The sequence below is a fragment of the Iodobacter sp. BJB302 genome, assembly GCF_002735645.1.
GTDB lineage: Bacteria > Pseudomonadota > Gammaproteobacteria > Burkholderiales > Chitinibacteraceae > Iodobacter.
This window is the reverse complement of the sequence record NZ_PDZG01000020.1, coordinates 39828-60549: the sequence shown is the minus strand read 5'-3', so window position 1 is coordinate 60549 and position 20722 is coordinate 39828. Positions and strand designations below refer to the sequence as shown.

Genomic DNA, 20722 nt, shown 5'->3' with positions numbered 1-20722 from the left:
GTTTGTGTTTCTCATTATTCAGCGATACGGTGCACGCCATTGCAACGCCCAAGGCCCCGGCACACCAGTCTGAATCAGACTGTCAGTACAGCACCAAGGCAACGCAAGATGCTCCGCGGTACGGGGTTTGATTTTTATCTTTTATTTGAGCGTATTTTTTTCACACTGCTCAAAAGCCACAAAGACAAGCCATAAAATGACACGACAGCCACTCAGACCCGGCGGATCACTTACAGTTCAATACCCGCCGTCCCAAGACCACCCTCATTACGGTGTAATACGGTATAGAGCGGCGCATGATCCGATAAATTAGACCAGGGCACTCCGCCCAGTACATTGGCCACTTGCACCGTAAACCCCCGTAAATACACCCGATCCAGAGACAGGATGGGTAAGCGGGCAGGAAAGCTTTTAGCGGAAGTACCATGCAAGGCATTAAAGGCTTCAATCAGGCCTAGCTCGCGGGCAAACTGCAGGGTGGCCTCGCCGCGCCAGTCATTAAAGTCGCCAGCCAGCACAAGAGGCGCATCTTCAGGCACATCACTGAGTACCCGTTCAATCAGCATTCTGACTTGTTTACGCCTGTCCATTGCCCGCAAATTAAGATGTACACAAAGCGCGTGCAGTGGCTGATGCCAGCCCGGCACATCCAGCTCGCAATGCAAGACGCCACGCTGCTCAAAACGATGCAGAGTTAAATCGTGATTATGCCAGCGCAAAATAGGAAACCGAGATAGCAGCGCATTACCATGGTGCCCCAGCTTATAACGGGCATTTAAGCCATAAGCCACATGTAAATCGCCTGCCAAATACTCATGCTGCGGGGCAACAGGCCAGTTAGAAAAGCGCTGTATCCGCTGACTGTGCGCGCCTTGCACTTCCTGCAAAAAAATCAAATCAGGAGACAAAGCCTGCAAGGCCTCACGAACATCATGCACAACCAGCCGCTGATTAAACAGCGACAGCCCCTTATGGATGTTGTAAGTAGCCACTTTTAAAGATAAATGATTATTCAAAACAAAATCACCTGCAAAGAGGCCATAAAAAAGAGTTATTTCAAACAGCCCATCGCGTTTTTTTAAAACCACAGAGACTGCTTTGAGCCTACCCCTAACGTTACCAAAATGTAAGGAATTTGTACGAATGGCGTGCAACAGAAATAGCCTGCATCTCTTTTCAGGCTTTTAAACTTCCAGTAACTCATTCCAGCAGGTGGTATAACGTGGTGAACGCCACTGCTGATTCATGTTGCTGGCGTGGCTCATCAGCTCTGCGGCACTACGCAGGGTATGCCGGCCAAAATGTTGATTGATTAAATCCAGTGCCGCCATCAGCTTCGCCCGCTGAGGAGCAGGACTATCAGCAAACAAATCAGGCTGTTGCCCTGATTTCCCCTCTACGCCTGCCAGCATAACGCCTGCTTTTTGATACAGAGCGCCCTCCGTAAATAATATTTTCAAGCCTGCCAGTGCTGCTTTTTGCAAGAGCAGGGTGTCGTCTGTCGGTGCACTTAAAGGCAACACAACAGAGCGGTGCACGGGAGGCTGGCTGTAATCAGAAGGCTGACTGCGTACAAATAAAGTAAGCTGGCTGGCCAGAGACTGCTGTTGCCTGAGCTTAGTGGCCGCAGCGGAAATATGCAGTGCCAGTGCGGCCTGCACCTCGCTGAATAAACAGGTTTTACGGCCAAATGAACGGCTGACCAGAATATGCTGCCTTGCCGCCGGAAGATCTTCCAGCTCTAAACAGGCTTCGCCATTGAGCTCAGCAATGGATTGCCCCACTAAAACGCCATGACGGCGGCGCAGCAATGAGGATGACGCCATTTTTAAATGGTAAACCGTAGTGATGCCATCAAATTCTAATTTGCGGGCAAGCCGGTACCCTATCCCCCACACCTCCCCCACTGGCAGTTTTTGCAAAATGGCATCCCACACCTGAGGCTCGGTTTCATAAAAATTAAACACCCCATTTTCAGCCCATGGCTGCATTTTTTTGGCCAGCATATTGCACAGCTTTGCTAGCGTTTTACTGGGTGCAATCCCCACACAAACAGGAATACCCGTGCGCTGCTTAATGTCCTGTTTTAGCGTATGACAATACGCCGTCACCCTACTGAAACCCGTTAAATCCAGGAAGCTTTCATCGATAGAATAGATTTCTTGCCGGGGAGAGTAACGTCCAAGGATGGACATCACCCGGCGGCTTAAATCACCATACAAAGCGTAATTACTGGAAAGCACCACGACGCCATGCTGTGCAATTACATCCCTGATCTGAAACAAGGGCACGCCCATAGGGATACCCAGTGCCTTGCTTTCATTGCTGCGGGCCACCACGCAGCCATCGTTATTTGACAGCACCACAATGGGCCGGTGATTTAAAGCGGGCCGGAATACCCGTTCGCAAGACGCATAAAAGTTATTGCAATCCACAAGCGCAATTTGCCGCTGCATTACACACGCCTCGCCAGACCTGTGAGCACGCCAAACAGCGAAAGCTCCTGCTCTGGCTGCACAAAAATGGGTTGATACGCCGGGTTTTCCGGCTGCAAGATTACCTGCTGCCCGCGCAGGATAAGCCTTTTCAATGTGAATTCACCATCCAAAGCGGCAACAACAATATCGCCCGATACCGCCTGGCGGCCCCGGTCCACAATCAGCCAGTCTCCCGCGCAAATATGCGCACCGGTCATCGAATCACCCTTACAGCGCAGCAAAACGGTTGATTCCTTATCCTGAATAAGATGCTGATCAAGGCTGAGATACTCTTCTAAATATCCCTCTGCAGGGCTGGGAAAACCAGCAGAAATTGGGGTGCTGCTATAAGGCAGGTAAACAGGCACGCAGCTTGCTGCTGGCAGGCTAACACCCTGAGAAGTATAAAAATCCGACATGGGCAACACCAATATAGAACGATCGTTCTATATTGGGCGTAAATAAATCGCCGGTAAAGATAAAAATGACAAACGCCTCAAAATAGCCTCCATGGATGCGCCCCTCTCTTCGCAAAGATGCAAAGTGCCACACTTCAGGCTCCGCAGCTGATCCGGCTCAAACCCCGCCAACAACTCCTAGCTATTACTTTAAAAATACAAAAAAACAGATCGCTAAATTAAAATGCAAATCACCATTTTTAATTGAAATACGCATTCATTTGCCATTTAAAATGACTTGCCGCTGCTTCCTTGGTCATATCGCTCGTCAGCGCTTTTTCAGAGCAAAAACCAGCCTCTCCCTGTCAAGATGCAATCAATCAGCAATCGCCTGCTTCATCCTGCAGGAGGTTTAAACACACCAATGCCACCAGAAATTACTGCTATATTGATTCAAAAGGGGGCGGGCCTTGCGTTATTTTCTCACCATTTTGCTTTTCATAATCTCTGCTGGCAGCGCGCAATCCGCTGAAATGCGTGTTCGTATCGCCAGTGGCGAGTTTCAGCCCTATCTGTCTGAATCTCTGCAGAATGAAGGGTTTATCAGCAAAATTATCAGGGGAGCGTTCAGGCAGGAAAATGTGACGGTATCCATCGCTTATTACCCATGGAAAAGATCATACGATATGGTAAAAAAAGGCGAGGCAGACCTCACCCCTTATTGGGTTAAAACACCGGAGCGCAGTCAGCTTTTTATTTTGAGCGATCCGATTGATGTTGTTCAATATGGTTTTTTTCATTTAAAAGATAAAAAAATAACGCAACTGGATTTTAGTAATTTAAACAATTACAAAGTAGGCGTAAGCATTGGCTACAGCTATGGTGCCGCCTTTGATACAGCCAGAAAAAAACAGCAGTTTATATGTGATGAAGCCCCCAGCGATGAAATCAACATCAAAAAATTAATTGCCAGACGAATTGATTTATTTACTGCAGATAAAATATTAGGACAATACCTTATTTCTACCACACTATCCCCTAAAGATGCAGACAAAATCATCTTTTTCCCCAAAAATTTTGCCGAAGAACCTGTGTATTTATTAATTTCTAAAAAAACCCCAAATGGCGCAGAAATTGCCGATAAATTTAATAAAGGCCTTAAAAAATTAAAACTGAGCGGCGAGTATCAGCGCATCATGCAAGAAGCAAAAAAACAATAAAAAGGGGCTTTGTTTTACTCAAAGCCCCTTTCATTTACATTAAATCTTTCGCTAGGTTTTTAATCAGCTGCCAGGCCTCCCGCACATGCTGCTCATTGACTTCAGTTTGGCCAATCACCATTCTGAGCGCCAGCTGCTGATTGATTTTGGTATGCGTCATAAACACTTTACCACTGGCATTGATGCGGCGCAGCAGCTCCATATTGATCTCGTCGCTGGCTTTTAAGCGAAAGCAGAGCAAATTAAAATGCCGCTGAGCAAGCACTTCAAAATGAGGCTCTTGCCTTACCCACTGCTCCAGCCTGGCGCTTAAATCAAGATGATGCGTAATTAAATCCCTCAAGCCGTTTGTGCCGTACCAGCGCAGCACAAACCAAAGTTTTAAAGCCCTGAACCGCCGCCCAAGGCCCACGCCCCAATTCATAAAGTTAGTCTGACCTGTGCTATTGGGAGATTTCAGATATTCAGGAATCAGGCCCAGCGTAAATGTTTTGAGCAGGCTTTCTTTATCGCGGATAAAAAACGCTGAGCAGTCAAAATTGCAAAGCAGCCATTTATGCGGGTTCACCACCATGCTGTCGGCCTCGGTATAACCCGCAGCCAATTGCCGCACCTCGGGCAACATCAGCGCCGATCCGGCGTAGGCAGCATCGATATGAAACCAGATCTGTTGTGCCTTAGCGATTTTGGCCATCGCCGCCAGATCATCAACGGCCGTACTGCCTGTTGTCCCCAGGGCCCCCACCATAAAAAACGGCGTAAAGCCTTGCTCAATATCCTCTGCAATGGCTTGTTGCAAGAGATCAATACGTATGGATTGCTGCTCGTCTACAGGGATTTTTCTTAAGTTTTGCAGGCCGATGCCGGCAATTTTGATCGCCTTTTCAATTGAGGTATGTGCTTCAGACGAGCAATAGGCGCTTAATTTATGCCCGGCTGCACCTGCTTGGTTAATGGCAAACTGCGTGGCCCGCTCCCTTGCCACCAAAAGTGCAATCAGGGTAGAGCTGGATGCGGAATCCTGAATCACACCCGAAAAAGCCTCAGGCAAGCCCCATAAATCACGCAACCATTCCATCATTCTGATTTCTAATTCTGTAGCGGCAGGTGAGGTCAGCCAGCTCATGCACTGCACCCCCAGGCTGGCCACCAGCATTTCGGCCAATACCGAAGGCGGGCTGGTATTGGAAGGAAAATACCCAAGAAATTGCGGATGCTGCCAATGGCTGATACCCGGCACAATGATTTTTTTAAAATCAGCAAAAATCTCAGAGAAATGCTCAGCTTCTTTGGGGGCAAAATCAGGAATCTGCTGCAAAATCTCGCCGCCATTTAATGCGGCCACAACCGGATAATCAGCGACATTCTGCTGATACGCATTCATCCATTCGCTGACCTCGGCCAGTGCCTGTTTAAAGTCTTGTTGCATCATATCGCCCCTAATTCCAAAGCAAGAGTGATTTTTCCTGCTGATAGCCGATAAACATTTGCGTCGTGATTCTGTCTTCACCCAAAAACGCGCCAATAGCATGCGGTTTACGGCAGTTAAAAATAATCAGATCACCCAGATTGGGTTTTATTTTTACCGGATCAGGTAATTGGGCCCGCCATTGCTCCGGAGCCTGGGTCAAAGGGCTCAGTGCAGGAATATCCCAGATTTCCAATTCACCGCCTGTATCCGGCACTTTTAAATAAATATTGGCGGCAAGCTGGGCATCTAATTGGGCATATTCAGGGGGTAATGCATCAAAATGCGGCTCTGATGCACTTAAATAAGATTGCTCTGCCCTGCTGATGCGCACAATACCGGCCAGCATTTTTTTATGCTCAAAATGGGCAACGTTTGCCCCAGGAATAAACAACTCATCTAATTCCAGCCGCAATTTATCAATGGGCGATAAGAAATGCTCACAATATCCGCGTAACCGTTCAATTTGCACACTGGCATTGCGATAATATTCATCAATGGCTTCGGGATCAGCGGCATTGTAAGTGCTGTTAAACGGAATCCCGATACGATCAACACCAAAATACTTTTGCAGCAGTTTTTCCTCTTCAATCACTTCATGGGTATAAGGATCTATATCCTGGCTGCGCAATATATTCTGACTGAGTAAATTGCATAAATGCGCCGGGTAATAGCCCTCTATAAGGACGGCAGCAATATCATCATGAATCAGTTCCTCTATTAAATCTGCCGATAGCTTCTTTGCAACTCTGACTATTCTTTGCCCCATAAGACATCACTCCCATGTATTGAAATACGAAGTCGCTTGAAAAAAGTCCATGACCACGCCCTGCCAGCAAGAAGGAAAACCCGCCATGAGCTGTGCGGAGACTAGCACGCAAAACTTAAAATAGTAATGAGAATCATTATTATTTTAAGAGCTAAAGAAATAACCACTTCACCCACTCATTTGACATATGCATTACGCATGGCTGACTACCTAGGTGGAAGCCCCAGTAATCAAAGTGTTACATTGTGCTTAACAATAGCCCTCCCTTTGACCTATTTCGCATTTAAAATGCGTCAGGAGAGAACACCATGCAAGAATGGGTGAATGCGATAAACAGCTGGATCTGGAGCTCTGCCCTGATCTATTTGTGTCTGGGCGTGGGGCTGTATTTTTCGATTCGCACCCGCTTTATGCAAGTTCGCCATATTCGCGAAATGCTTCGGCTGATGTTCAAAGGCAAAGCCTCTGCGGCCGGTGTTTCATCGTTTCAGGCGCTGTCTTTATCGCTGTCCGGCCGGGTAGGCACAGGTAATATTGCAGGCGTCGCCACTGCTATCTCTTTTGGCGGGCCGGGCGCTATTTTCTGGATGTGGGTGGTAGCGTTCTTAGGCGCCAGCACGGCTTATATCGAATCGGTGCTCGGGCAGATTTATCACGAAAAACACGAAGGCCAGTACCGGGGCGGCCCCGCTTTTTATATTGAAAAAGGCCTAGGCTGGAAATGGTATTCCATGCTGTTTGCCTGTGTCACCGTCATTGCCTGCGGGGTACTGATGCCTGGCGTGCAGGCCAATGGGATTGCTGCGGGCTTAAAAACGGCTTTTGGGCTTAGCCCATCCGTAACCGGTGCCATCGTGGTGCTGTTACTTGGCATGATTATTTTTGGCGGAGTAAAACGCATTGCCAATGTAGCGCAAGTGGTGGTGCCCTTTATGGCACTGGGCTATATCCTGATTGCCTTTGTGGTGATTCTGCTCAATATTCAGCAATTACCTGATGTCTTTATGCTGATTGTCCGCTCTGCTTTTGGCACCGAGGCGGGAATGGGGGCCATGCTGGGGCTGGCGATTCAATGGGGGGTAAAACGCGGTATTTACTCAAATGAAGCGGGCCAGGGTACCGGGCCACATGCCGCCGCTGCCGCTGAAGTTAAACACCCCGCCCAACAAGGCCTGGTGCAAGCGTTTTCGGTATATATCGATACGCTTTTTGTCTGCTCTGCCACGGCTTTTATGATTTTAATTACCGGCAAATACAATGTGGTGACTCCCGATGGGCAGGCTGTTTTCACAGGCTTAGTAGGCATGACGGCAGGAAGCGATTTTACTCAGGCCGCGGTAGAGCAAGCCCTGCCCGGCTTTGGTTCCATGTTTGTCGGCATTGCCCTGTTCTTTTTCGCCTTTACCACGATTTTGGCTTACTACTATATTGCCGAAACCAATATCGCCTTTTTAGCGCGCAAAATCCCTTCTGCCGGACTATTTTTTGTTTTAAAAATAGCCATTCTCGCCGTATCGTTTTACGGCTGCATCCGAACAGCAGAGCTGGCATGGGGCTTGGGCGATATGGGGGTTGGGCTGATGGCCTGGCTGAATATCATTGCCATTTTAGCGCTGCAAAAACCGGCACTGGCCACGCTAAAAGACTACGAGCAACAGCTCAGCCTTAAGCAAGATCCGGTATTTAACCCCATGGCTATGGGGCTGAATGTGGCTAAGCACTGGCATGCTAAGCATTCAGAATCTGAAGCAGTGCCGGAAGCGCCAAAAGCTTAGGCATAAAAAAAACCGACCCTGTGCTTAGGGTCGGTTTTTAAGCTGGGGAAACCCCACAAATCAACTTAGCGCAGCACTGTCGCCAAAGCATGTACACACACGGCAACATTTTCGCGTCGCGCGCCGTAGCCCATCAGGCCGAACCGCCATGCTTTACCGGCCAGGGCACCTAAGCCTGCGCCAATTTCAAGGTTGTAATCTTCCAGCAGCACCTTGCGCACCGCCGCGTCATCAATGCCTGCAGGAATATGCACGGTATTGAGCTGAGGCAGGCGGTAAGCTTTATCCACCACAAACTCTAAGCCCAAAGATTCCAGACCATGGCGCAGCAGCTGATGCATATCGCTGTGGCGCTGCCATGCTTTTTCCAGGCCTTCATTGGCCAGCAAGCGCAAAGATTCATGTAAGGCATACAGCGTATTCACCGGCGCGGTGTGGTGATAGCTGCGCTTTGCGCCGCCTGCGGCATCGCCCCAATAGCCCATCACCAGGCTTTGATCTAAAAACCAGCTTTGCACCGGCGTTTTGCGCGCCTTTAATTTAGCCACAGCCGCATCAGAAAAAGACAGCGGCGAGAGGCCAGGCACGCAGGATAAACACTTCTGGCTGCCTGAATACACTGCATCAATACCCCAATCATCCACACGCAGCTCAACGCCGCCGAGTGACGTCACCGCATCCACAATCGTCAGGCAATCGTATTTTTTAGCCAGCGCACAAAGCGTTTTGGCATCAGATAAAGCCCCTGTCGAAGTTTCTGCGTGCACAAAAGCAAGGAACCTAGCTTCAGGATGCGCTTTAAGTGCGTCTTCTACTTGATTTGGATTAACCGGCTCGCCCCAGGCGTTATCGACCAACACGGCAATTGCGCCCAGGCGCTCGACATTCTGGCGCATACGCTCGCCAAATACGCCGTTACGGCAAACAATGACGGTTTCACCCGGCTCAACCAGATTCACAAAACACGCTTCCATCCCAGCAGAGCCTGGCGCTGAAACCGCCATGGTGACTGAGTTTTGGGTCTGAAATGCGTATTGCAGCAGCATTTTAATCTCGTCCATCATGCCCACAAACAGCGGGTCTAAATGGCCCACGGTGGGTTTAGACAATGCCGCCAGCACAGAAGGATAAATATCAGAAGGCCCCGGCCCCATCAAAATACGATGCGGAGGGAAAAAAGGCATAATCATCGGTGGCGTAAGCATGGGAGTCTCCGTAGTGAGTCATTGCATTATCGGACTTTTTAGCCCGACTTACGGCGGTGGAAAACACTTATGTTGCTGCAGTGCAAAAAAAACAAGGCACTCACCCCGATTAAGCCCGGTTTTAAGCAGGCTGTCATCCGCTGGGCGTACACTTACACTGTGTTTACTGATGATGCCTCTTGTTCAAACTCCGTATCAAACCCCTGAGGCTCATACTGCGCCTTGCGCGGCTCAGTATGAGCAGCGGTTTTACCCCGGCACTGCAGCGTAAAGGAACTTATAGATTAAACGAGCAGTCTGCCAGTTTGACAGGATGCCAGCACAATCCTTGTGCGCCTGAATATTGGTTTATACGGGTTGATCCGCTCCAAAACGGCACCACCCCTGCAAAGAGAATCCATCCGAGGATAGTGAATGCTAAACGATCAGGAAATCAGGCTTTATCTGGAACGAATCAATTATTCCGGCAGCATGGCCGCCGGTCTGCCCACGCTCACCGCCCTGCATCAAGCCCATATGCGGCATATTCCTTTTGAAAATCTGGATATTCACTTGGGTATTGCTATTGATTTAAACCTTCCCGCCCTGTTTGATAAAGTCATATTAAAAAAACGGGGCGGATTTTGTTATGAGCTAAATTATCTGTTTCTTGCCCTGCTTGCATCGCTTGGCTTTAGCACTCAGCTGATTTCCGCTCAAGTATTTAATGGTAAAAGCTATGGGCCAGCATTCGATCATCTGCTTCTGCTGATTACCCTGGATCAGCAGCAATATATTGCCGATGTTGGTTTTGGCGATTCATTTCAAACGCCTCTGCTTGTTCATCCGCAAAAAAACAATAATGCGGCTTACCAAATCATGCAAAACGATCAGACCTATACCGTGATGCAGAAAAAAAGTAATCAGGAATACAAACCGCAATACCAATTCACATTAAATGCATACGACATTAGTGATTTTGCAGAAATGTGTATCTATCAGCAAACCTCCCCTGCTTCACATTTTACGCAAAAATCAGTTTGCTCAATCGCAACGGCGGAGGGGCGCAATACCATTTCGAATGATTGCGTCATTCAAAGTAAAAATAGCCATCGCACACTGCACCATATCGAAGACGTGGCAGAATATCGCCGGTGCTTACTGCGACTATTTCAAATGCAGCTTCCCGGCAATGCCCAGGTGGCGGCCCTGTTAGCCCCCCGGAAGATCAGCAGCTTGGTGAATAATTAACGTTACAGTCTCATTCAGCCAGCTCATAAATGCGCGGCGGCCAATGAGACTTTAACAGCAAGGGATTGATTCCAGCCTTAAGGCTAAAAGATAGCCAGTACCATGCTTAAAACAGCAGACAGATAGCCTAAAGCTTTCTGATTGCATGCCGATGCATTAGTCCTGAGGCAAGCTTAGCCAAAAGCTCAGGATTAGCCTTGCAAATCATCAACACCAATGTGGCCGCGCTAATGGTGCAGCGCAATCTGGAAAAAACACAGACGGCGCTGAATACTTCTCTTCAGCGTTTATCATCCGGCTTGCGTATCAATAGCGCCAAAGATGATCCGGCGGGGCTGTTAATCTCTGAAAGAATGAGCGCCAAAATCCGGGGCTTAACGCAGGCCAGACGAAATGCCAGCGATGCCATTTCGATGGCGCAAACTGGCGAAGGCGCGCTCACCCAGCAGATCGATATTTTGCAGCGCATCCGGGAGTTAGCGGTGCAATCGGTCAATGCCAGCAACTCGGCATCGGACCGGCGGGCGATGAATGCCGAAGTGACTCAGCTGCTTGAGGAGCTGGACCGCATCGCCCGGGACACCGAATTTAACGGCCAAAAGTTGTTCGATGGCTCATCCCCCATCATGTCTTATCAGATTGGCCCCAATGCCGGGAACACCCTGAACACCCGCTTAACTAATCTGCGTACAGATCAATATGGCGCTTACACCATCGGCAGCAGCACGCCAGCATGGAGCGAGGCCAGCACCGGCACGCTCAGCTGCACAGATGGCATGACAGGCACGATCAGCACCGTCAGTGGCGCCGTATTCAGCAGTGGCACACTACAACTCAACGGCCGCAGCATCAGCTTAAATGAGTCTGACTCTGCCCGAACCATTGCGACCAAAATCAATCAGGCCAATACCGGCGTCACGGCCAGCGCCCGCACTGAAACCATTTTATCGCTGGGTTCGGGCAGCTATGAATTAACCGTGGCATCAAAATCCTGTAACTTTAGCGCCGTTAATTTTAATGTAAGGGATGAAAACAATAATGGCGTAATTGATCGCGATGAATACGCCAGCGCCATCAGCGCCTTTAATGCTAAATCATCAAAGACCGGTGTTCTGGCTCAGCTGACCGAATTTAAAAACGCCAGCGGCAATGCAGCATGGGGAATTAAATTAAATAACAGCGATGGCAATCATATTGTACTGGCATCCAACTCTGGTGCGGCCAGCGGCTTTGGTGCTGCGGTCTCGGTCTGGAATTACGACCCCGCCACATCCCTGGGTAACAGCCCGCGCATGACGGAATCCTTACTTGGCAGCCCGCCCTACAACTTATCCAGCTCAGGCAGCATTAGCTTTGCCGGGCAGGTGGCTTTAAACAGCAACACGGCTTATTCCTTACAGACCGACAGCACGCTGTCGATCAGAAATGGCGTATTGTATGACGGCGGCAGCAGCGGCACACTGCAGCCCGGCAGCACGCTCAGCCCCAGACTCAGCGCCGTTTCAGGCCTCGATGTCTCCAGCGCCCAAAACGCAGCCTTAGCCATGATCATGGCCGACAAGGCGCTGGATACGCTCAATCAGCAGCGCTCCAGCCTTGGCGCATTTCAAAACCGAATCGCCTTTACCCTAGCTTATATCGATAACAGTATAGAAACCACCAGCGCCGCCCGCAGCAGGATCAGGGATGCGGATATGGCCGCAGAAATCGCCGCTTTTACCCGCTCGCAAATTCTGATGCAGGTTGGCAACGCCATGTTGGCCGCTGCCAATGCCATGCCTAATTTAATCCTGAGTTTATTAAAAAGCTTATAAATGCCCCGTAAAAATGCAATCCAGCCCAATAGCCCATATGTAATCGGGCACATAAGTGGCCAATCCTGCATCAGGCCAAAAGAGCGGCCCAAGTCTGATCCGCGCAAGCTGAAAAACATATAAGCAAACCATCATAAAGATTAATAAATCACAAATGAGCCATCACAAACAGCGTATTGGCCCTATTCATTTTATTTAACAGTGTATTTATCAAGCCGATTGTTATTTCTTACATCAAATGCTTACTTCCTTAAATGCAGACCCGCCACCACCCCCATGTCATACACATTGAAACGCACATTTTAAATTCAGCAAAATCAATTCAATCCATTTTCGCCACATCTCCCTGCCTCATCACACCGTGATCCACATCATAAAAATGACTTCCCCTTGTTTTAATTGTTAACAATTAACAAAAAAGCTAAAAAACCAGCCGCAGCCAATTAAAAATAAGCGCAATTCGCCACATTTCTTGATATCGCGCACACTCTTTATCAAATCCCTATTTTATGATTGCTCCAACATAAACACCTGCGGATGCCGACCATGCTCGACCTCTCAACTTTTTTCCTTGGACGCCCACTGACCGCACCGCTCATGAACGCGTCCGGCGTTTGGTGCAATGTAAACAGTCAGCTTCATGCGCTCGCAGAGAGTGAAGCTGGCGCAATGGTTACAAAAAGCTGCACCTTATTGCGCCGCGATGGCAACCCTGAGCCCCGCTACCATACCCTGACCATGGGCAGCATTAACTCTATGGGGCTACCCAATGAAGGGCATCAATATTACCTGGATTATGCCGAGCGGCATGATTATGAAAATAAACCACTCTTCTTTTCTGTGGCCGGATTAACGCTGGACGATAATTTAACCATTGTTGCGCAAATACAGGATGCCTATACCCCCGCATTATTAGAGCTCAATTTAAGCTGCCCTAATGTGCCGGGCAAGGCGCAAATTGCCTACGATTTTGATGCACTCGATGTTATTCTGGCAGAAATCAGCTCGGCTTATTCACGCCCATTTGGCGTGAAACTTCCACCCTATTTTGATATCGCTCATTTTGATGAAGTAGCCGATATCCTGAACCGCTATGAAAAAGTCAATTTCATTACCTGCATTAATTCAATTGGTAATGGCCTGATGATTGATATGGAAAGCGAAACCGTACTGATCAAACCCAAGCAAGGCTTTGGTGGTATAGGCGGGGAATACGTTTTACCTACGGCACTGGCCAATGTAAACGCGTTTCACCAGCGCTGCCCTAAAAAGTCAATTATTGGCTGCGGGGGTGTCAATACCGGTGAACATGTCTTTATGCATTTATTAGCGGGTGCAAGTATTGTGCAGGTAGGCACCGCTCTGTATGAGCAGGGGCCAGAAATTTTTGTACGCCTCAAAGCCGAACTGGCCCAGATCATGCAAGAAAAGGGATACAAAACAATCCGGGAATTTCAGGGGAAATTAAAGACACTTTAAACGGCTGAGTAATGGATTTCCCCATCAGGTATTCTATCCATATACGCCTGCCTCTTTACCAGAGCATCATCTTCAATCACTGTAAATCTGCAGTAACCTATCAATGGGTCAACGCAGTCAAACACTTGACTGCGCCCCAGTCTGGAGAAAGGCATGCTTAATCAATGCGTTAAAACGGGTCTTACCCTTACCCTTATTTGTGCCGCTTTTACTGCAAATGCAGCAGACAAACTTCCTAATGTCATGATCCTTGCAACCGGCGGCACCATTGCAGGTACGGGTGCAACCAGCACCACAACTGTGGGTTACACCGCAGCTAAAATTGGTGTGGAACGCCTGATTGAAGCCGTGCCGGAATTACAAAAAGTAGCGCAGGTAAAAGGCGAACAAGTTTTTCAGATCGCCAGCGAAAACATGAGCAATGAACACTGGCTGAAGCTTGCCAAGCGCGTGAATGAAGTACTGAAAAAATCCGATGTGGACGGCGTGGTTATTACCCACGGCACCGATACCATCGAAGAAACCGCTTATTTTCTGAATCTGGTTGTTAAAAGCAAAAAACCTGTGGTGATCGTTGGCGCAATGCGCCCTGCCACAGCGATCAGCGCTGACGGCCCGATCAATCTTTATAATGCAGTGGCACTGGCAGGCAGCAAAGAAGCCGTTGGCCAGGGTGTCCTGGTATCCTTGAATGATGAAATTCAGGGCGCACGCGATGTCACCAAAACCAACACCATCACAGGCCACACCTTCAGAGCGCCGGAGCTGGGCAGCCTAGGCTATATGGTATCGGGTCAGGCCAAGTTTTACCGCAGCAGCACCCGTAAGCACACCAGCGAAACAGAATTCGATGTAAGCAAGCTGGAAACCCTACCTGCCGTGGATATTGCTTACGGCTCAGCCAATGCCAACACCCTTGCAATTGATGCCTTTGCCGCTGCTGGCGATGTGGGTATTGTTTATGCAGGCACAGGGGATGGCAGTTTATCCACTCCGGTTCGCACCCGCCTGACCGAGCTGCGTCAGAAAGGCATCCACATTAATCGCTCATCCCGCACAGGCAATGGCCCGACTGTACGTGGCGGCGAGAATGACGATGACAAAACCGACTTCACCGTATCTGATACCCTTACCCCACAAAAAGCCCGCATCCTGCTGATGCTGGCGCTGACTAAAACCAAAGACAGCAAAGAAATTCAACGCATGTTCTACACTTACTAAGCAAACAGCATCTGCTGCATTTCATGTAGCAAAGTGTGTTTATGAGTATAAAAATGCGGCCTTTATTAAGGCCGCATTTTTTATGGGCAAAAAATGAAAACCATCCGCTTTTAAAATGACAAATTAAATAAACCGGCATGATGCACTAAGATCAATCAGGAGAACGACTGAGGGTGCTGCCATGGTTAGAATGCGATTTAAAACAGGGCTGCTTGCAATAGGATTAGCAGCAGGATCAGCCCTTGCCTGTAATGGCACAATCACCCCTGACAACCTGCCCATCAACAATCCTGATATCCATGGCGTGGCGGTTTTTTTGCCCGAAATTTTAGAAAATGCAGAGACCGGCCCTTTCCCTGGTTTATTAAAAACCATCAATAAATATTATCCGGAAGGCAAGATCAGCATCAGCATCGAGCCGGTAAAACGGGTTTATCTTGATACCAATAATAAAAATGCCGACTTTCGATTCCCAATTATGAAAATCAGTGAAGGCGCAGATAACTATACGCCCTATCAGTTTTCAAAAGAAATGCTGGGAAAAGTCAGTTTTGTGCTTTATACATTCAGCAAAAAACCACTAACCAAAGAAGATATTTTAAAAGTAGCCAATCTCGCCAAATACTCAATTGAAGCACCACCCGTTAATTGGGGGTTTTCAACTAAAAGCGTCGTTAATTTAGAGCAATCGCTCAAAAAACTAAATGCAGGGCGAATTGATGCACTCATCTGGGCTCAGGAAGAAGCAGATTACATTATTAAAAAATTCAAACTCAATCAAATCCACCGTGCACATTTTGATGATTATCCGGATGTGCTGTTTTTATCCTGCAATCAGCGTGGCGATTTTGTAAACAATGCATTAAGCAAAGCTATCGCCGCCGCTCGTGCCAGTGGTGAACTACAAAAAGCCTATATCAAAGTCCATAAGCCCTATCAGGACTGGCAACCCTAGCGTGCATGGGCACGCCATTATTATTTTAATCAATCACTTTGCAAAAAAGCGTGTAATGCCTGCACCGCAGGGATTTCCAAAGCTTGCGCTGCATAGCACAAGCCCACACGCCGCGTTAAATAGGGGCCAGAGAGGGGGCGAATGCAGATCCGGGGATGATCCACCAGCAAGGATTCAGGCAAGAGCGCCACTCCTAAGCCTGCAGCAACCATACGGGCAGCCAGGGTAAGGCTTCCCGCCTGCGCCGCAAAGTTCAGTCCCAGGCTGTTTTCCCCATGTAAAGCCAATAACCTTTGATGCGATGAATGCGTCGGGCAGCTAATCCACCCGACTTGCGCCAGATGTGCCATTTCCAGCAAAGGCTCTGCCAGTAAGGGATGCCCGCCAGGCAGCGCCAGAACAAAAGCTTCTTCCCACAGCGGCAAAAACAGCTCATCTTCACAGCGAGACTCCTCCGCAGCCAGCCTGGCATCGCCACAGCAACCTGCCTGAATATTGAGCAAAATGGCCCGTGAAGCTTGCGCCGCTTTGCTCAGAAAACGCTCAATCTGGCTCTCCCCCAAATCATCATCAATTCCCAGCTCCAGCGGCATGCGCTGCTGACGCTGACGAAACTGCTCGCTGAGCGCCGCAGCCTGATCAACCAGACGCCGTGCTTGCGGATATAAAAGCCGCGCCTCTTCGGTAGCCTATCCGCTCTTATTACTGGCGCGTCGCTCAGATCGCCTGCAAGCCTTAAACTTACCTAACACCCTGTGCAAAGCAGTGGATATTACCGATCGCGCCGCGCTGCTGGCTGCGGTGCAAGAAGCTGAAGCACAGTTTGGCCCTGCCGATGGCATCATTAATAATGCGGGCATGATGTTATTAGGCGAGATGAGCAAGCAAAACCCGGCCGAATGGGACAGCATGTTTGATGTCAACGTAAAAGGCCTGCTCAATGGCATTCATGCGGTGCTGGCAGGCATGGTGGCACGCAAGCACGGCACCATTATCAATATCAGCTCGATTGCTGGCCGTAAAACTTTCCCCAGCCATGTGGCCTATTGCGGCAGTAAGTTTGCCGTACATGCCATCTCAGAAAACCTGCGTGAAGAAGTAGCTGGCAGCGATGTGCGCGTGATTACCATTGCGCCGGGTGCCGTTGAAACCGAACTGCTCAGCCATACAACGAATGAGGATATCAAAGCCGGTTACGAAGAATGGAAAGACGGCATGGGCGGCGTATTGGCCGCAACAGATATCGCAGAGGCGATTAGCTATGCTTATCATCAGCCACAAAATGTGTGTGTGCGGGAAATTGTATTAGCAGCAACACGCCAGCCTGCGTAAATTAATCGCCGCTTCAAAACTAAAGGCCACTACCTTATCAAGGGTGAAAAATAGATAAGCTATAAAAAATAATGGCCAAATTTATCTTTAATTGGGCCATTATTTTCGCTTTATATTTTCGTATATATACGGCGATTTTAATCATATTAATGAAGTTTACTTTTGCATTCATATGGCACCATGGCAAGCAGGCATTTTCACACCTCAAACCAAAGCTGAAGTATGTCTGCAATGGCGGATCTATTGATGCCGGCTTTTAAAATCAAAAGGCTGTTAGCCATCAGGTAGTGGCCTTCATCAGACCTGATTGCATCCTGCAGCCGTTACAGCTGCGCATCAATTCAATGCACTATTTACTTTCAATGCCTGCGCCATAAAATCGACAAAGGCACGTATCTTGGCTGAACCATGCCGACCTACACGATGCACGATATGAATCGGTAAAGGTTTGGCCTCAAACTCGCCAAGCACGGTTTTTAATTCGCCACTCTGCAGTAATCCTGCCACTTGATACGACAATAAACGGGTAATCCCCGCACCATGGCGCACTGCGGCAATCGCACCGTCGTTACTCGTCACCGTTAGCCGCGGTTTAATGCGAATCGTCTTATTGGCGTCATCGTCGCCAAATTTCCATTCGATGGTCGGGCTGATGCTGCTGGCCGCCACAATTTGGTGTTTGAGCAAATCATTCGGCGTATTGGGAATGCCCTGTTGCGCTAAATATTCTGGCGATGCACACAACACACGCCGCACTTGCCCCACCCGTATTGCCCGCATCGAGCTATCTGGTAAGGGACCAATACGAATACCCACATCCACGCCTTCTTCCAGCATATTCACCACCCTATCCAGAAACAGCGCAGACACGTCTACATCCGGATAACGCCGCAAGAATCCCACCACACTTGGCATCACAAACTGCTGGCCAAACAAAACAGGCGCGGTGACCACCAAATGCCCACGCGGCTCCGCATTCACCCCAGCGGCAACTTCATCGGCCTCTTGCACTTCAGCCAAAATCCGCCGTGCATCGTCCAGATAGCGCAAACCTGCATCGGTTGCCCGCACATAACGCGTGGTCCGATTAAGTAACTTCACTCCTAAATCTTCTTCCAGCGCCGCAACAGCCCGCGTCACCGCCGGTGGCGACATGCCGAGTTTGCGCGCTCCGGCAGCAAAACTTTCCGTTTCAGCCACCGCCACATACACGCTCATTTGATGAAATCGATCCATGGCTTTTATTCCAAATTTAGCAACAATCTATTGTTATGCATGAGCATTCTTCTTTCAAGTGGCGTTCGGCACAATGCATTCATTCGCTGGCAACACAGCGAACCACTTAACTAAATAGGAAACACACCATGAGCCGCATTAACGTCGTTACTACTGAAACTGCCACGGCCGAACAACAAGCATTGTTCGACGCAATTCACGCTCAATTGGGCATCGTACCAAACTTCTTAAAAGTGTTTGCCAATTCACCGGTGGCACTTCGTTCTTTCCTCGGCCTTCATGGCATCGCCAACGGCGGCAGCTTGGATTTGCAAACTCGGGAGCGCATTGCATTGGCTTTGGCGCAGCAAAATTCTTGCGAATATTGCCTTTCTGCCCATACCGCAATTGGTAGCAAAGCCGGGTTGAATGGCGATGAAATCGCTGCCAACCGTTCCGGTACCAGCCAGGACGCCAAAGCCGCCATCGCAGTGAAATTAGCGCGCTCACTGGCCGAACACAACGGTGACATCACTACTGCCGAACTGATCGAAGCGCGTAATGCCGGTTTTACTGATGGCGACATCGTCGAAATCATTACCCATGTCGGCATGAATATCCTGACCAATATATTGGGTAAAGCCAGCCGCCTTGAAATCGACTTTCCAAAAGTCACATTGGCTTAACTTTTAAGTCATGCGGCAATGCATCCCTGTGCAGGTGCCGCATGACTGAGCGAAACGTTCGCCCCCTGATGCAGCCAGGCATAAACCTCAAATGCACCGGCAACGTATAAGTGTTCTGCACTTTCGATGCCAATTTTCTCCAACCGTGCCTAGCTTTGGGTGCCCTGCAGACGTTTAAGCTCAGTTATCGCTTAACTCTGATTTTTTTTGCAACAGATAAAGCTCAATTGCCTGGCATAGCGCGACGGGACGGTGCGGCAGATTAAAGTGTTTAGCCAGCTGCATGCATTGTGTTTTGATGTGATCTGCGTGACAAAGCACGTCAAGACTGCGTGCAAGTTTACGCGGCGTGAGTTGTCGCGCTGACAATGTTTTGCCCGCGCTGAGTGCCACAAGCCGCGCCGCATTATCAAATTGATCCCATGCAAACGGTATGATCAATTGCGGGATGCCTGCGCGAAGTGCTTCCGCTGTGGTGCCGATCCCACCATGATGAATCAGCACTGCTGCATGCGGCAGCAGTTTTGCTAAGGGCACATAGACTTGCCACAGTACTGAATCAGGCAAAGACGCTGGAATTTGCTGGCGGTCCTTGCTAAGAAAAATAGCGCGTCGTCCGAGGCGCTGAGTCGCGGCGAGTGCACAGGCAAAGAATTTGCCGGCGTGAAGATTGGCTGTACCTGCGGTGAATACCAGCGGTTTTTCGCCGTTTGCGAGAAAGTCCGATAATTCAGCAGATAGTTCTGCTTGTGCATTGGCCTCAAAGACGGGGAAATCACCCATTATCAACGGGCCAGGCCAATCGGGCGCAGGTGCTGCAAACCAAGCAGGAAACAGTGTGAGTGATAAATCGGGAGTCTCAGCGATGTGCGAAAGTAATGAGCTCACCGGCGGCAAGCCCCGAGGTGCACGCACAGCATTGATCTGGCTCACTGAAACGGGATCGATCCAGCCTTTTTCGACAAAATTCCAGTACGCCCGCCGCCAACTCATCGGCACCCATGATGGTACTGACACAGGGCCAATTGTCAGTGGATCGTGGCAAGTTTTTAGATTCGAAGGTGCCAAGTAGACCGCAACGATTGATTTCACGTAGCCTTGTTCACGGGCGATAGCGGCGGCCGGTATTGCAAATGGATGGGCAATGATGACTTTGTTGTCTGCTAAAGCCAATGACCGAATCGCAACGTCCATTTGCCTCAGTGCATCGCTATAGTTGCCAAGCAGCGCAGCGAAGCATTTTTTGGGATCCCAGATTTCTGGATTAGCCAGTAAACGCAGGTATTCTTCATCGCTGCCTAAACCAACAAAGGGTAGTCCGGCCCCCTCTGCCAGCGCCGCATGGTAGCTTGGCGCAATAAAGGTAACGGCTCGACCCAATACCTGCAATTCATGAGCGAGCGACATAAAGGGGTGAATGTCGCCAGTTGAGCCGACGCTGATCACGAGATAGTGGTTTGAATCAGACATGGCTGATA

Annotated in this window: 19 protein-coding genes; 10 read left to right on the top strand and 9 right to left on the bottom strand. The window is 49.2% G+C overall.

Annotated elements, in window-relative coordinates; all coding sequences use genetic code 11:
- Positions 1-230: 230 nt before the first annotated feature.
- The 3 genes from CSQ88_RS08815 to CSQ88_RS08805 form a co-directional block, all read right to left on the bottom strand.
- The gene (locus CSQ88_RS08815) at positions 231-1088 is read right to left on the bottom strand and encodes an endonuclease/exonuclease/phosphatase family protein (RefSeq protein ID WP_257212533.1); all 858 of its coding nucleotides are present in this window, start codon (positions 1086-1088) and stop codon (positions 231-233) included.
- A 96-nt stretch (positions 1089-1184) separates the two neighbouring features.
- Positions 1185-2456 carry a Y-family DNA polymerase gene (locus CSQ88_RS08810; RefSeq protein ID WP_099397741.1) on the bottom strand — a complete coding sequence of 424 codons (1272 nt, stop codon included), beginning with the start codon at positions 2454-2456 and terminating at the stop codon, positions 1185-1187.
- Entirely contained in the window at positions 2456-2896 is a 441-nt protein-coding gene (locus CSQ88_RS08805; RefSeq protein ID WP_099397740.1) for a LexA family transcriptional regulator, read from the bottom strand. Before CSQ88_RS08805 ends, CSQ88_RS08810 begins: the two co-directional genes overlap by 1 nt.
- A 95-nt stretch (positions 2897-2991) precedes the next feature.
- On the opposite strand from CSQ88_RS08805, the gene CSQ88_RS08800 reads away from it, so the two are divergent.
- Together CSQ88_RS08800 and CSQ88_RS08795 are read left to right on the top strand one after the other, a co-directional pair.
- On the top strand, positions 2992-3291 hold the full coding sequence (locus tag CSQ88_RS08800; RefSeq protein WP_099397739.1) for a hypothetical protein: 300 nt from the start codon (positions 2992-2994) through the stop codon (positions 3289-3291).
- 54 nt (positions 3292-3345) lie between these two features.
- Positions 3346-4095: an ABC transporter substrate-binding protein gene (locus CSQ88_RS08795; protein ID WP_099397738.1), complete on the top strand. Its 750-nt coding sequence runs from the start codon at positions 3346-3348 to the stop codon at positions 4093-4095.
- 34 nt (positions 4096-4129) lie between these two features.
- Here CSQ88_RS08795 and CSQ88_RS08790 read toward each other — a convergent pair whose 3' ends face one another.
- Entirely contained in the window at positions 4130-5527 is a 1398-nt protein-coding gene (locus tag CSQ88_RS08790; RefSeq protein ID WP_099397737.1) for a pyridoxal-dependent decarboxylase, read from the bottom strand.
- Positions 5528-5534: 7 nt separating this feature from the next.
- Positions 5535-6332, bottom strand: coding sequence for a 2OG-Fe(II) oxygenase (locus CSQ88_RS08785; RefSeq protein WP_099397736.1), 798 nt, complete (start codon positions 6330-6332; stop codon positions 5535-5537).
- A 308-nt stretch (positions 6333-6640) separates the two neighbouring features.
- Here CSQ88_RS08785 and CSQ88_RS08780 point away from each other — a divergent pair, with 308 nt between their 5' ends.
- Entirely contained in the window at positions 6641-8107 is a 1467-nt protein-coding gene (locus tag CSQ88_RS08780) for a sodium:alanine symporter family protein (protein ID WP_099397735.1), read from the top strand.
- Between the two features lie 65 nt (positions 8108-8172).
- Here CSQ88_RS08780 and CSQ88_RS08775 read toward each other — a convergent pair whose 3' ends face one another.
- Positions 8173-9312 (bottom strand): alanine--glyoxylate aminotransferase family protein, encoded by a 1140-nt coding sequence (locus CSQ88_RS08775; RefSeq protein ID WP_099397734.1) that lies wholly within the window; start codon positions 9310-9312, stop codon positions 8173-8175.
- A gap of 414 nt (positions 9313-9726) precedes the next feature.
- Between CSQ88_RS08775 and CSQ88_RS08770 the strand changes: the two genes are divergently transcribed.
- The 5 genes from CSQ88_RS08770 (at position 9727) to CSQ88_RS08750 (ending at position 16011) form a co-directional block, all read left to right on the top strand.
- A complete protein-coding gene (locus CSQ88_RS08770; RefSeq protein WP_099397733.1) occupies positions 9727-10542 on the top strand; it encodes an arylamine N-acetyltransferase in 816 nt (271 codons plus the stop codon).
- A gap of 197 nt (positions 10543-10739) precedes the next feature.
- The gene (locus CSQ88_RS08765) at positions 10740-12356 is read left to right on the top strand and encodes a flagellin (RefSeq protein WP_099397732.1); all 1617 of its coding nucleotides are present in this window, start codon (positions 10740-10742) and stop codon (positions 12354-12356) included.
- A gap of 546 nt (positions 12357-12902) precedes the next feature.
- Positions 12903-13835, top strand: coding sequence for a dihydroorotate oxidase (locus CSQ88_RS08760; protein WP_099397747.1), 933 nt, complete (start codon positions 12903-12905; stop codon positions 13833-13835).
- A 153-nt stretch (positions 13836-13988) separates the two neighbouring features.
- Positions 13989-15056: a type II asparaginase gene (locus CSQ88_RS08755; protein WP_099397731.1), complete on the top strand. Its 1068-nt coding sequence runs from the start codon at positions 13989-13991 to the stop codon at positions 15054-15056.
- 181 nt (positions 15057-15237) lie between these two features.
- Entirely contained in the window at positions 15238-16011 is a 774-nt protein-coding gene (locus tag CSQ88_RS08750) for a transporter substrate-binding domain-containing protein (RefSeq protein ID WP_143449447.1), read from the top strand.
- Positions 16012-16040: 29 nt separating this feature from the next.
- On the opposite strand, the gene CSQ88_RS08745 is transcribed toward CSQ88_RS08750, so the two are convergent.
- Positions 16041-16604: a LysR family transcriptional regulator substrate-binding protein gene (locus tag CSQ88_RS08745; RefSeq protein ID WP_257212532.1), complete on the bottom strand. Its 564-nt coding sequence runs from the start codon at positions 16602-16604 to the stop codon at positions 16041-16043.
- A 112-nt stretch (positions 16605-16716) separates the two neighbouring features.
- Here CSQ88_RS08745 and CSQ88_RS08740 point away from each other — a divergent pair, with 112 nt between their 5' ends.
- Positions 16717-17343 (top strand): SDR family oxidoreductase, encoded by a 627-nt coding sequence (locus tag CSQ88_RS08740; protein WP_099397728.1) that lies wholly within the window; start codon positions 16717-16719, stop codon positions 17341-17343.
- A gap of 336 nt (positions 17344-17679) precedes the next feature.
- Here the strand turns inward: CSQ88_RS08740 and CSQ88_RS08730 are convergent, their stop codons facing one another.
- On the bottom strand, positions 17680-18579 hold the full coding sequence (locus tag CSQ88_RS08730) for a LysR family transcriptional regulator (RefSeq protein ID WP_099397726.1): 900 nt from the start codon (positions 18577-18579) through the stop codon (positions 17680-17682).
- Between the two features lie 128 nt (positions 18580-18707).
- On the opposite strand from CSQ88_RS08730, the gene CSQ88_RS08725 reads away from it, so the two are divergent.
- A complete protein-coding gene (locus tag CSQ88_RS08725) occupies positions 18708-19244 on the top strand; it encodes a carboxymuconolactone decarboxylase family protein (protein WP_099397725.1) in 537 nt (178 codons plus the stop codon).
- A gap of 180 nt (positions 19245-19424) precedes the next feature.
- On the opposite strand, the gene CSQ88_RS08720 is transcribed toward CSQ88_RS08725, so the two are convergent.
- Entirely contained in the window at positions 19425-20714 is a 1290-nt protein-coding gene (locus CSQ88_RS08720) for a nucleotide disphospho-sugar-binding domain-containing protein (protein ID WP_099397724.1), read from the bottom strand.
- Positions 20715-20722: the final 8 nt, after the last annotated feature.

Coding starts and splice junctions, on each gene's coding strand:
- CSQ88_RS08745 (WP_257212532.1), bottom strand. CDS start 16,604: ATGCCGCTGGAGCTGGGAATTGATGATGATTTGGGGGAGAGCCAGATT.
- CSQ88_RS08755 (WP_099397731.1), top strand. CDS start 13,989: ATGCTTAATCAATGCGTTAAAACGGGTCTTACCCTTACCCTTATTTGT.
- CSQ88_RS08725 (WP_099397725.1), top strand. CDS start 18,708: ATGAGCCGCATTAACGTCGTTACTACTGAAACTGCCACGGCCGAACAA.
- CSQ88_RS08785 (WP_099397736.1), bottom strand. CDS start 6,332: ATGGGGCAAAGAATAGTCAGAGTTGCAAAGAAGCTATCGGCAGATTTA.
- CSQ88_RS08760 (WP_099397747.1), top strand. CDS start 12,903: ATGCTCGACCTCTCAACTTTTTTCCTTGGACGCCCACTGACCGCACCG.
- CSQ88_RS08720 (WP_099397724.1), bottom strand. CDS start 20,714: ATGTCTGATTCAAACCACTATCTCGTGATCAGCGTCGGCTCAACTGGC.
- CSQ88_RS08730 (WP_099397726.1), bottom strand. CDS start 18,579: ATGGATCGATTTCATCAAATGAGCGTGTATGTGGCGGTGGCTGAAACG.
- CSQ88_RS08790 (WP_099397737.1), bottom strand. CDS start 5,527: ATGATGCAACAAGACTTTAAACAGGCACTGGCCGAGGTCAGCGAATGG.
- CSQ88_RS08810 (WP_099397741.1), bottom strand. CDS start 2,456: ATGCAGCGGCAAATTGCGCTTGTGGATTGCAATAACTTTTATGCGTCT.
- CSQ88_RS08780 (WP_099397735.1), top strand. CDS start 6,641: ATGCAAGAATGGGTGAATGCGATAAACAGCTGGATCTGGAGCTCTGCC.
- CSQ88_RS08770 (WP_099397733.1), top strand. CDS start 9,727: ATGCTAAACGATCAGGAAATCAGGCTTTATCTGGAACGAATCAATTAT.
- CSQ88_RS08805 (WP_099397740.1), bottom strand. CDS start 2,896: ATGTCGGATTTTTATACTTCTCAGGGTGTTAGCCTGCCAGCAGCAAGC.
- CSQ88_RS08800 (WP_099397739.1), top strand. CDS start 2,992: ATGCGCCCCTCTCTTCGCAAAGATGCAAAGTGCCACACTTCAGGCTCC.
- CSQ88_RS08750 (WP_143449447.1), top strand. CDS start 15,238: ATGGTTAGAATGCGATTTAAAACAGGGCTGCTTGCAATAGGATTAGCA.
- CSQ88_RS08775 (WP_099397734.1), bottom strand. CDS start 9,312: ATGCTTACGCCACCGATGATTATGCCTTTTTTCCCTCCGCATCGTATT.